Below are 11,916 nucleotides of genomic sequence, written 5' to 3'. Positions count from 1 at the left end.
AGGCTGGAAAAACCGGCCCGGAGAGAACCGGACACCGGCTCTCAGGAGACAGACAGGAAGGCACTCTATGAACACCGGACTGAAGCCAGTCTGGGCGGGACGCAACATGCGCCTCGACCCATTCCGCCTGCCGCAGGTGGTAAGCTACGCCACGCGCGACGACTACGGCGACGTGACCTTCACCATCGACCAGCGTGGCGCTGTGATCCGCCGCATGCTCGAGATGAGCGGCTTGCCGGCGATCATCGCGCTGCCCGCCAATGCGTTTCGCGGCGTCGCCGCCCGCGCGATGGAGGACCCGGACGGCAATGTCACGGTGACCCTGGAACTCCTGCACAACGATCCGATGCTGTCGGTGCCGCTGCTGGTGGCCGATGATCTCGAAGACGTCGCCGCCGACTGGCGCGCCTGGGCCGACGCCTACCGTCTGCCGATGCTCTTGATCGAGTCGGACGGCGTTGCCCGCACCCTGGAAGAATCGCTCGGCGCCGCCATCAAGACGCTGCCGCCGCAGGATCGCCGCAAGGGCCGCGTTTCGAACATGCGCCGCCCCCGCTTCCTCGCCCGCCGCAGGGCCGGCGATCTCGGTCTCAGGCTGGTCATCGACGGCCAGGAGATCATCTCGCGCGAGTGAGCACGGGATCTTCCTTCTCCCCCTGTGGGGTGAGAAGCGGTCCGCGATAGCGGATGAAAAGCCAATTGCTTGGCTTTTCGAGATTCGAACGGTGAGGACCCGGTCCGCCTTCGGGCGGATTAAAAGGTCCGGTGGACCTTTTAAAGGGGTCGAACGCCCGAAGGGCTGGGAGCTTGCGAAGGGCCGGGGCGAGGGCAACAATCCACCTGCCGGGTCCCCGCTGCTTCGCAGCGTCCCGGCGTTTGCCGGGCTTTCATCGTGCCACCGGCACGATGAATTCGCTTGCGCGAACCGCCTGCTCACCCCACAAGGGGAGCAGGAAAAAAAGCTTCTAGACCAGCGGCTTCAGCGCCACCCACACAGCGCCGCCGATCAGGCCAAGGAAGATCAGCCAGCCGACCTGGTTGTTCGACCGGAACAGCCGCAGGCACTGGTCCGGATTGTCGATATCCAGCACGGCGATCTGCCGGGCCATGTGGGCGCCGGCGGCGATCAGCCCGGCCAGCGCCACCACCGGAGCCTGTGCCGACGCGAAGGCGATGGCGAAGCAGACAAGCGTGCCGCCATAGAGCCCGACAAGCCACGACTTGGTGTTGTCGCCGAACAGGCGCGCCGTCGAGCGTACGCCGACAATGGCGTCATCTTCCTTGTCCTGATGCGCATAGATCGTGTCGTAGCCGATCACCCATAGGATCGAGCCGATATAGAGCATGACGGCGGGCCCATCGAGATCGCCGAACTCGACCGCCCATCCCATCAGGGCACCCCAGGAAAAAGCAAGGCCGAGAACCAGTTGCGGCCAGTTGGTTATCCGCTTCATGAACGGATAGACGGCGACGATGGCCAGCGAACAGATGCCGAGCAGAATGGCGAAGCTGTTGAACTGTATGAGCACCGCCAGGCCAACCAGCGCCTGCAGAACGAGAAACACCCATGCCCGCCGGCGCGTGGTCTTGCCTGAAGGCAGAGGCCGCGAGCGCGTCCGCTCGACCTGGTTGTCGATGTCCTCGTCGACGAGGTCGTTGTAGGTGCAGCCGGCGCCGCGCATGGCGATGGCGCCGAGCAGGAACAGCACGAGATACAACGGCGCCGGCAGCAGCGAGAGCAGCGGATCGCCGGGACGCGGATAGGCGCTCGCCGCAAGTGCTGCCGACCACCAGCACGGCCACAAAAGCAATTGCCAGCCGATCGGCCTGTCCCACCGGGCAAGCTGCGCATAGGGCCATATCGAGCGCGGCAGCACGCGGTAGACCCAATGACCGTTCGGCGCATCGGCGACGCGGCCCTGAGCCGCTTTCGACTGGATCGGTTCCATCATGCTGGATTGGCAGCAGAGTTGGAGGTCGTCAAGCAGTCTCGCTTGCGGACGCGAAGATGTCGTGGGAGGCGAACCAATTCTTCGCCACCTCGATGAATGCCAGCGCCGCATTCGACACGCGCTGGTGCGTGTCATAAGTGAGCAGGATCCGCTGCATGGGCAGCGGATCCGACAGCGGTTTGCAGAGGAGCGGCCGGCCGTCATAGCTGCGGTCGCCGTGCGGGCGGGTATAACTGACGGCGACGCCGAAGCCGTTGGCCACCATGCTGCGCTGGAGTTCGAACGAACTCGTCGTTGTGTCGGCCACAGGCGAGAGGCCGCGGCTGCGGAACAGGTCGAGCATGTGCTGCCAGCTGTGTGGCTGGTCTGTCGTGATCAGCGGATAGGCGGCCAGGTCCGCCAGGCTGACCGACAGGCGGTCCGCCAGGGCGTGGCCTGCCGGCAACAGCGCGTGCGGGCGAAGTTCACGCAGCAGGATGCGGGCGAAATGCGTCGGCAGGCTGAGGTCATAGGTGAGGCCGAGATCGATGGCGGCATCGCCGAGCCGCCGCCCGAGCGTCTCGAACGTCTCGTCGCGAACGACGATTTTCACGGCTGGATGGCGTTCGGAGAAGGCGCGGATCAGAGCCGGCGCGAAAAAAGGTGCAAGGTCCTCGAAGCATCCCAGCACCAGTTCACCGCCGACAGCCGATTTGCTTGAACCGAGGCCGATGAGCTCGTCCGTCTCGGTGAGGACCTGTCTTGCCTTCGCCACGACAGTGCGGCCGAACGATGTCGGCGACACGCCGCTTCCGCGCTGGCGGACGAACAGCTTCTGGCCAAAATTCTTTTCGACGGCATCGATGGCCACCGAAATCGAAGGCTGCGAGACGTTCAGCATTTTCGCCGCGCCGGTGACGCTGCCATGGCGCGCCACGGCGACCAGATAACGCAACTGCGTGAGGGTCATATTCATAGGCATGTCCTATGTGCTGAATGGAAAGTTATTATTTTACTGAATGAAAGCGGATTGCGATAGTTGGGTCATTCCAGGAGGAGAACATCATGGCTTCCGAGATCGACACCCAGACAATCGTCACCAAGGTCATCGACGCAAAGACAATCGCCGACTATCAGCGCGACGGCGCTGTCTGCATCCGTGGCGCCTTCAAGGGCTGGGTCGACACGATTGCCGCCGGCATCGAGCGCAACATGCAGAACCGCAGCGCCACCGCGTCCGATATCGCCAATGGTCGCGGCAGTTTCTTCGACGACTACTGCAACTGGGAGCGCATTCCCGAATTCGTCAGCGTGGTGCGGGACTCGCCCGCCGCCGAACTGGCGGCGGCGGTGATGCAGTCGCGCACCGCGCAGTTCTTCCACGATCACGTGCTGGTCAAGGAGCCCGGCACGCAGAAGCCGACGCCCTGGCATCAGGATATTCCGTACTACTTCGTTGATGGCCGACAGACGGTGAGCTTCTGGATCCCCATCGATCCGGTGAAGGAGGCGACGCTGCGCCTGATCGCCGGCTCGCACAAATGGGACAAGGTGATCCTGCCGGTGCGCTGGCTCGACGACAGCAATTTCTATGCCGGCGAGGGCGACTATCTGCCGGTGCCCGATCCCGACAAGGACCCCGGGATGAAGGTTCTCGAGTGGGAAATGGAGCCCGGCGACGCCATTCTGTTCGACTTCAGGACCGCGCATGGCGCGCGTGGCAATTTGACTTCGGCACGGCGCCGGGCGCTGTCGCTGCGCTGGGTCGGCGACGACGCGCGCTATGTCGAGCGGCCGGGGCGCACCTCGCCGCCCTACCATGGCCACGGCATGCAGCCGGGACAGAGGCTGCGCGAGGACTGGTTCCCGGTCGTCTTCCAGGGCTGAAGGACTTGCCAGAAAATAGCCGGTGGTGTGCGCCGCCGATTTTCGGGAGGGGTAACGTTCCCGTGCGCAATTCCGATCAAAGCGCCCTGATGCCTTGACCCACCGAGCAGAGAGCAATAGCGGGTTCTCTGCAGGATCACAGGCATCAAGAGGTGGCCATGAACGTTCTTCTTCTCGGCTCCGGCGGCCGCGAACATGCGCTCGCCTGGAAGCTCGCCGCGTCGCCGCTGCTGAGCAGGCTCTATGCGGCTCCCGGCAATCCGGGCATCGGCGGCGAGGCCGAACTGGTGAAGCTGGACATTACCGATCACGCCGCCGCTGCCGCCTTCTGCAAGGACCAGAAGATCGACCTCGTCTTGGTCGGTCCGGAGGGACCGCTGGTCGCCGGCATTGCCGACGATCTGCGCGCGCAAGGCATTCGCGTCTTCGGACCCTCCAAGGCCGCCGCACGGCTGGAAGGTTCAAAGGGGTTCACCAAGGATCTCTGCGCCAGATACGACATCCCCACCGCCGCCTATGGCCGTTTCGGCGATCTGGCGTCCGCCAAAGCCTATGTCGAAAAGGCGGGCGCACCGATCGTCATCAAGGCCGATGGCCTGGCCGCCGGCAAGGGCGTCACCGTCGCCATGACGCTCAGTGAGGCACAGGCGGCACTCGATGCCTGTTTCGACGGGTCTTTCGGCGCTGCCGGAGCGGAAGTGGTGGTCGAGGAATTCATGACCGGCGAAGAGGCAAGTTTCTTCTGCCTCTGCGATGGCACCACGGCGCTGCCCTTCGGCACCGCGCAGGACCACAAGCGTGTCGGCGATGGCGATGTCGGCCCCAACACCGGCGGCATGGGCGCCTATTCTCCGGCGCCGGTGATGACGCCGCGGATGATAGAGCGCACCATGCGCGAGATCATCGAGCCAACCATGCGTGGCATGGCCGAGTTGGGCGCCCCTTTCGCCGGCATTCTCTTTGCCGGGCTGATGATCACTGACAAGGGGCCGAAGCTGATCGAATACAACACCCGTTTCGGCGATCCGGAATGCCAGGTGCTGATGATGCGGCTGAAGGACGATCTGCTGGTCCTGCTCAATGCGGCAACCGACGGCCAGCTTGCGCACACCTCGGTGCGCTGGCGCGATGAAGCCGCACTCACCGTGGTGATGGCGGCCAGGGGCTATCCCGGCACGCCGGAAAAGGGGTCTGTCATCCGCGGCGTCGAGGATGCGGCGGGCGACGGCGTCCAGATCTTTCATGCCGGTACCGCCATCAATAGCGGTGCGCTGGTTGCCAATGGCGGCCGCGTCCTCAACGTCACGGCATCAGGCGCTACGGTCGGCGAGGCGCAGCGACGCGCCTATGCCGCGCTCGACCGGATCGATTGGCCGGATGGCTTCTGCCGCCGCGACATCGGCTGGCAGGCGATCGCGCGGGAACAGGCAAACTGACGTTCTGGACTGGCGGAACGGCAGCTTACCGCAAACCGCGATCGATCTCGGTCGAAGCGGTGCTGAGCGGATCGGCCGAGGCAAAGGCGGCATCGAGTTGCTCGGGCGAACGCTGTTCGGTCCGCTTCCAGGCGACATATTGGACAATGCCGAAGGCCGGCCGTCGCGGCACCGTCTTCACCACCGGCATGCGGAAGCCGTCGCGGAACTTCGTCCAGCGCGTGCCCAGCGCCGCGACCACTTCCTCGAAGGTCGGCGGCGCCGCAACCGAGGCGTAGGTGATGGTGACGTTGCCGGCGAGGCCGGCTTCGCGTGAGACCGGCAGCGGTATCGAGGCGAGATAGTCAGGCGGCACGTCGATCAGGCCGCCGAACGGCCATTGCGCGCGCAGCGTGGCGGCGTCCGCCGGCGCGACATTGACGTCCGATGTCCTTTGGCGTGCCGGCGACCCTGTAAGGGCAGCGGAACCGGCCGCAATTGGCTTGCGCCGAAAACTGCCACAGCGCGTAGCCTTGCCAGTTGCCCATCGGAAAATGCACGTCGATGTCTGGTTTGTAGCGGGCATACCAGAGCGGCAGCCGCGACAGGAGCCGGTATCGGTAGCTGTTGTCGGCAATGTACTGGGCGGTCTTGCCGTTGCTGTAGAGCACCGGGAAGCGGCCGATGCGTCGATGCACCTGGCGCACGAACTCTTCGGCATCGTCGAGCGACATCCATTGCGAAGGATCGTTGCCCTCGATGTCGAGCGCCAGCAGATCGTCCGGCGCGGGTTCGGCGAAATCGAGGAAATTATTGGCCTGCTCGACCGGATTGCCGGGGCGGGCGAGGTGATAGGCGCCCCATTTGAGGCCGAGTGCCTTGGCGACCACCTTGCGCGTCTGGAACAGTTCGCGCGTCACCGCGTGGCGTTTCCACAGCGCCTTGCACAGCTTGACCTCGGTGTCGTCGCCGAGACAGAAATAGGGCGGCGGCATGCCGTCGGATGCCTTGTTGATGAAGCCGACGATCCGCTTGTCGGTGGCGAGTTGGGCCCAGTCGATGGAATTGTATTCGTAGGCGTCGACGACCAGGGCGCGGTCGGCGTCCTTCCAGGGCTCGGAGAAATCCGAGGCCTTTGCCGCCATCGACAGCGCCATCATCGCCGCAAAAGCGAAAAACGTTGTGCGGCGAAACAGGCGCGCGGTCCTTTTCAAACAGGGAATCCCCGTTGATCAAAGACAAATCCTGGACCGCTATGGTTAAGGAAATGCTTCCGGGTGCGGAAGCCAGATCTGCGGCGGCGTTTGGCGACGACAGTCGCACGTAATCCTCTGTTCACTACCAAAGCCGTCTTCATTCCTGCTTTTTTGACCTTCCTCTATTTGTCTATATAATCTCTTCTGACATATAGTTGTGTGCACAGCTCTTTATAATACTCTGATACGTGATATTATCAACTAAAACGCGAAGGAGGCAGAATGACCAGTGCGGATGTATAAGACCAGCACGAAACACGTGCGAGCAATAAACAACAATACAACACAGTAACGTCACGCTGGAGTGAAAATGATCATGTGTTCAAAGACTCGCACAACTAGTAGTGAGAATGACTCACTTGACACGCGGTACTTATGTAACACGCACAAAAGATTCCAAAGAGTAACTTACTAACATGAAATACCAGAGTTACCATGCCGAAGCCGCACGGCACACACGAGAGCTTCGCGCAAACAATCAATGCCTTGCGACTCCACCCCGCGCCACACGAGACCAGCTGGACGCCACGATAACCCAGGCCACACTAAATTCAAACCAGCATTGCACTTGAGAGGCAAAGAAGCATGCTTCAAACTCCACGATATATGGACGAGACACGAGACATTCACGACAACAATATCACAAACACTACGGTCTCCTCGGCGCAGGAGCGCTAATGCAAACTACTCGCCCAGGCACGGAACAACAGCAGCAGAACACACACGATCTGGCACATCAGTCGCGGACCGCGACGGCCAACCGGACTCTGCACACACATGATGTCACGACCACACACCCTGGGTCAGAACACTCGGCCACGATGGAAACATGAAATCCGGGTCTAAGCCAACCCGATGAAACAAAGTGGCCCTCCAAACTTGCACATAGCTTCAAACCCCTCGCAGAGCAACAATGTCGCGTTATTTCTCCCGCACCCAAGTCAGCGTCATCGGAGCAATGGCTTAGAGCCGGTGGAGCCGGCCAGAAACAGCTAACACCCAGAGAAGGTCTGGCCCCCGAACCTCAGCACACAAAGCAATGACTAGTACAAAAAATGAGACACGTCACACTAAACGTAGATGTACCGAAAAGATCCGAGAGGAGTACAACAACTGTGCAACCGCAGGCCTACACGCGACGTGGAGCGTACCCATACCGTCAACGATCCTCTACTCAACAACTTTTCAACACAACACACCACTGGGGCACGCACTTGACACGTCACGCCCCAACGCACACGAGGCACCCACGCATGAGCGATATGGACACGCTCACACATGGCGCTTCATCAACGAAATTGCTCTGAAGAACTGGGCACGCGTAAGTGACGACACCCAAACAGGATTGTATCCTATAACATGAGGCCTGCACAAACAAAGGCATCAACCCCACGACTAGGCGGCCACTGGACCATACATGTGGGCGCCGCACGAGACTAGACCGCGGTCTATATGGGGCACGGCGGGCGAGAGCGAGCACCTCAGGACCATCAAACAAGAAGCCACGGCAAACGCGATCCGGCCAAGGCGGGCACGCACAAGCGCCTATCACTCAGGCGGATACTCGCTCGCCGCCCGGTCTGACGATGCCTATCTGGCGCAAGGCTGGGCTGCCGATTCATAGCGCGTCCCGCTTTATTGGTGGGGGGCCCCCAGGGCTCTTACTCGCCGAGAGAACATACTGCTGGCGAAAAGCGCGCCTGAAGGAGCGCGTACGGCTGCGCCCGAAAGCCTTGCCGCTGCCGCAAGGCGCATCTCTGCCTGGACGTTCACAAGGGAAGAAACGTGACAGATAATATCATCGCTCGGAGCGCAGGGCGCCAACCAGATCATCGGCATGAACGGCCACGCTCGACAAAGAACGAAAACGGGCGCTGAACCGCGCAGTCACATGTAAGCGAAAATTTGGATCAAAAAAGCCCTGGCCTGGAAAGGAGGCGACGCGCGACCAGGCAATCCCGGTCTTACAAGTGTACCTCGGCGTGCACCAGGCGCCCTTCTCCTCCGTGGCCAACGACTGGCCGATTTCCATGGGCTATCGTCAGCCACACCGGCCTGGACGACGGCGGCACCGAGGTCTAGGGACTTTCACTGCTCGGGCTGGGCCAGGATCGAACGCAAGACCCATGGTCTCCCTGCGCGTCGACGCGGCATCCGCGGTCGCAGTCGGCAACACGTACGCTCACACACTGCATGATGCGACGACTTCGCACCACGCCAGCGCACTGTGTTTCAGGAAGCCGTTCGCTCGATCATCCGGACTGCGTGCCCGACTAAGAGCAGGATCGAGCTCTTTAGGCGCCGCGCATCCTGGACCCCAAACGCGCTACAGCTCAGGCCATAGGCAAGGAAACCGTCCAGATCTTATATCGACACGCTGCGGTTATCCGAGACACAGGTTCGTCCGGGCACTGGCACAGAGGCTTTTACGCCGAAACGGGGCACGAAGGCCGCAGGGCGCCCTACTTATATTAACCACCGGCAAATCTGATACTACTACTAGTGAGTCGAGGCAAGACGCGCTGGATGGTGTAACCCCAGGTGGACCTACGGTGCTGGGGCACATGGCCGGACCCAGGAGGTCGCTGCCAAGCCGCAGACCAGGCGCTGAAGATTCCGTTGAGAGACCTGATGCACACCGGAATAGCAACCTCCACCGCAGACGAAAACCCTAGTGCCCCGGCAATCGGCAGAGAGGAAGATGCGACGCATCTTCCGCGCGCGGGCTCGTGAAATCGGATGAACGCGGCGACGCACGCCGCGCTCACGGCGTTCATGACCAGTGTAAGAAAGCCCTGATGCTCTGAGTCGGGTAAAAAGCCATCGTTATTGCCCACAGACCGACTTACGTATCGCGCGAAAGACCCACACGGATGTCTGCACAGCCTGGAAGAGACACATCACCGCGAGTCGGTCGGCTGTCACCAGAAGCAACGACTGGTCCGTGGGACACGATGCGGGAACGCCCGACCAATAGCCTTTGGCCGGGAATTCGCCTATCTAGGAATACGCGTCGGCGGTATTCAGAGCACACCGGACAACACACACAGCTTGATTCCACAGTGAAGTAGCGGCTTTTCCTAGCGGAACCGGCGAGACTGGTACTATTCAGAAAGCCAAGGCGCCGATGTCGGTCTGACCGCACGCACAGGTCGCGTCGGAAGTAGGTAGGGACGTCGAGCTTACACGCAGTCGACGATGGTCATACAGATCTCCACCGGACCGCGGACAACAAGCACCTGGCCGGCGCAAGCGTTTCCCAATGGAAACACATCGCCGCCTTCGAGATGCCAAGAATTTGCTGGCCCTTGGCGGCTCTTCGAAATTCGTATAGAACGACACAAAACCGCCCCTTCATCGAGCAACCTGCGGAACGCCGAAGCGGGAGCTACATAGGCCGAGCTTCGGTGCAGGAGAAGTGGGTATTGCTCACAGTCGTTCCAGAAAGGTGTAGCGGCCGGCAGCACGGCGCGTTGAATGACGTCGCCGCCTCGCGCATCTCTCGGACGAATTCGCATCGCCGTGCGTTCCTTTTGCCCATCTGGACATCACCGACGGAGATGAGGGCGAGACTCGGTGATCGGGCTTTGCCGGCCCTCGGCGTAGCAGTTTAGTGCGATCCGTCCAGCACGTCGGCCGTGGCAGGGCCACTGATGTCGTGCATATCGGGAAGTTGCATCGTGGGCCGACCATGATAGTGTGTTGGCGGCTTGACGCCTGGCCGCCGAGGTCCCCTTTTGGCCAGAACCCGAGCGCCAGCACGGTCGCGAAATTGTCGACGGCTGAAGCATGTGCCGCACGCGTCGCACCTTGAACGCGTCAAGGGCCGCGAGTTTGCCCGACATTGAAGCGGGCGACGATGGTGGAAGCAGAGGGGCGATATCTCGAATTCCTCAGCCCCATCTATTGCCGGTATGCGGAGACGGGCATCGGAGGCCACGGTTTCTGTGGTTCGGTCTGTCGATCTCGCGGATTTCGAAGGGGCCGAACAGCCATGCGTTTGGGGTCCGAGCCGTAGTACGGAACCCACTATGATTGCCGGTCCCAGGGTAGGTTGCGGCCGAGGGGGGCGAAATGGGTTGAGCTGCCCGCCACACTGCCGTTGGCGTCAATAGTTAGAGCCAGCCTCTGGTTGTCTGCTCTGCGTGTAAACGATTTGTGATTCGTTGAGACGTCGCCGGCAAAACTCGTTGGTGGTTGTTCTTGAGCTGTTAATTGGTCGGCGGTCAGCGTCCCGTTGCCGCCACAAGCGCTGCGAAGATCGCTATTGTAGACCCAGCTGGTGCGTCGGCCACAGAGAAGTCGGTAGATGGGTATCGGACATGGTCGAGGCGGTTGAGCGCTGGTGTGTGTGCAGGACGAAGGTATGTCCTGGCCGGTGGCCGCTGCAGCTGGTCGTGCCAAGCCAAGGCCATTGAGATGTTGTGCCACGCTGTTGACCGCCACGATGACGTTGGCAATAGAGGTTACCGGTGCCGTTGGATTGACGACGAACTGCGCAGCTGACAGGTTTTCGAGCTAAATGGCCAGAAAGGTTGAAGCGATGACATAGGCCTGCACATCTGTGCGATGCACCCTGGCCCAATCACAGTCCAGGATGGACATGGTCGCCGACATGTCCACGTATACAAGGTGTCGGTTGAACTGTGCAACCGCTCTAGCGTGTCAGGCGCCGCCGAGGCCGTCGAGATGTTGTTGCCACTAGTTGCCATTGATGATTTTGGCAAATGGAAATGCCGGTGCCGTGATGTATCGAGCACCCTGCGCAATGTTGCATGTTTTCAAGCTCCTGGCCGGAGGAGGATTGAACGAGACATAGGCCTGCACCACATTGTCGGCTGCAATGGCACAATCCACCGTCGATGAACATGTGTCACTCACGGCTATTGCTCCGAATTAATAGGTGTCATTCGCCTGAGCACCGCTCATCGGTGTCGGTCGCCGCCACAGGCCTAGACCGATGAGTTGTTGCCGGAAATTCGCCATTGATGATGTTGGCGATGGAATGCCGTTGCCGGTTGAGACGGGCGACGTGGGTGCGCAGCCTGCAGGTTCTCCAGAAACTGGCAACCCATGTTGAATCGAAGCTGACAATAGGCCTGCGCACATTGTCGGTGCCGCCAACACAGCCCTCTTCGAATCACCAGTGGGTAGCCATGCATGTCGGACGTAATAAGGGGTCGTGTGCCCTCGTGGCGCCGCTCACTCCGTATCGCGACAGCCGCCAAGGGCCGTCGATGATGTTGTTGCCGGAATTGCCCTAATTGATGATGTATGGCGATTTCGACTGCCTGGCTGCCGTTGTGATTGTTTGCTGCAACTGCGCAGCTGCTAGATGTCAGCTCCTGGGCCGGAAAGTTGTGAAGCTGGACATAGGCCTGCACAATGTCGTGCCCTGGCCGATCAACGTCGATGAATGTCCCGAGA

At 61.1% G+C, this 11,916-nt stretch carries 5 protein-coding genes and 2 pseudogenes; 3 read left to right on the top strand and 4 right to left on the bottom strand.

From position 1 onward, the window contains the following. The first annotated feature begins 67 nt into the window (after positions 1-67). Positions 68-634: a DUF6101 family protein gene (locus tag ACFSQT_RS15420; RefSeq protein WP_379019986.1), complete on the top strand. Its 567-nt coding sequence runs from the start codon at positions 68-70 to the stop codon at positions 632-634. A 331-nt stretch (positions 635-965) separates the two neighbouring features. On the opposite strand, the gene ubiA is transcribed toward ACFSQT_RS15420, so the two are convergent. Together ubiA and ACFSQT_RS15410 are read right to left on the bottom strand one after the other, a co-directional pair. After that, positions 966-1,949, bottom strand: coding sequence for a 4-hydroxybenzoate octaprenyltransferase (ubiA, locus tag ACFSQT_RS15415; protein WP_379020043.1), 984 nt, complete (start codon positions 1,947-1,949; stop codon positions 966-968). Between the two features lie 31 nt (positions 1,950-1,980). Further along, the gene (locus tag ACFSQT_RS15410) at positions 1,981-2,907 is read right to left on the bottom strand and encodes a LysR family transcriptional regulator (RefSeq protein WP_379019984.1); all 927 of its coding nucleotides are present in this window, start codon (positions 2,905-2,907) and stop codon (positions 1,981-1,983) included. An 89-nt stretch (positions 2,908-2,996) separates the two neighbouring features. Between ACFSQT_RS15410 and ACFSQT_RS15405 the strand changes: the two genes are divergently transcribed. Both ACFSQT_RS15405 and purD read left to right on the top strand, forming a co-directional pair. Further along, the gene (locus ACFSQT_RS15405) at positions 2,997-3,818 is read left to right on the top strand and encodes a phytanoyl-CoA dioxygenase family protein (RefSeq protein ID WP_379019982.1); all 822 of its coding nucleotides are present in this window, start codon (positions 2,997-2,999) and stop codon (positions 3,816-3,818) included. 158 nt (positions 3,819-3,976) lie between these two features. Next, the gene (gene purD, locus ACFSQT_RS15400; protein WP_379019980.1) at positions 3,977-5,254 is read left to right on the top strand and encodes a phosphoribosylamine--glycine ligase; all 1,278 of its coding nucleotides are present in this window, start codon (positions 3,977-3,979) and stop codon (positions 5,252-5,254) included. A 25-nt stretch (positions 5,255-5,279) separates the two neighbouring features. On the opposite strand, the pseudogene ACFSQT_RS15395 reads toward purD, so the two are convergent. Continuing rightward, positions 5,280-6,393: pseudogene (locus ACFSQT_RS15395) on the bottom strand (glycoside hydrolase family 25 protein). A gap of 3,305 nt (positions 6,394-9,698) precedes the next feature. Next, positions 9,699-9,840, bottom strand: a pseudogene (locus ACFSQT_RS15390) (pyridoxamine 5'-phosphate oxidase); the annotation flags it as partial. Positions 9,841-11,916 lie beyond the last annotated feature (2,076 nt).

This window comes from Mesorhizobium calcicola (genome assembly GCF_042682105.1).
GTDB classification, from domain to species: domain Bacteria; phylum Pseudomonadota; class Alphaproteobacteria; order Rhizobiales; family Rhizobiaceae; genus Mesorhizobium; species Mesorhizobium calcicola.
The sequence above is the reverse complement of the archived record's forward strand: the minus strand, read 5'-3'. Positions and strand labels throughout refer to the sequence as shown.

What these genes read in the sequence shown, in the direction of transcription:
- ACFSQT_RS15420 (WP_379019986.1), top strand. Translation starts at nt 68, where the DNA reads ATGAACACCGGACTGAAGCCAGTCTGGGCGGGACGCAACATGCGCCTC.
- ubiA (WP_379020043.1), bottom strand. Translation starts at nt 1,949, where the DNA reads ATGGAACCGATCCAGTCGAAAGCGGCTCAGGGCCGCGTCGCCGATGCG.
- ACFSQT_RS15410 (WP_379019984.1), bottom strand. Translation starts at nt 2,907, where the DNA reads ATGAATATGACCCTCACGCAGTTGCGTTATCTGGTCGCCGTGGCGCGC.
- ACFSQT_RS15405 (WP_379019982.1), top strand. Translation starts at nt 2,997, where the DNA reads ATGGCTTCCGAGATCGACACCCAGACAATCGTCACCAAGGTCATCGAC.
- purD (WP_379019980.1), top strand. Translation starts at nt 3,977, where the DNA reads ATGAACGTTCTTCTTCTCGGCTCCGGCGGCCGCGAACATGCGCTCGCC.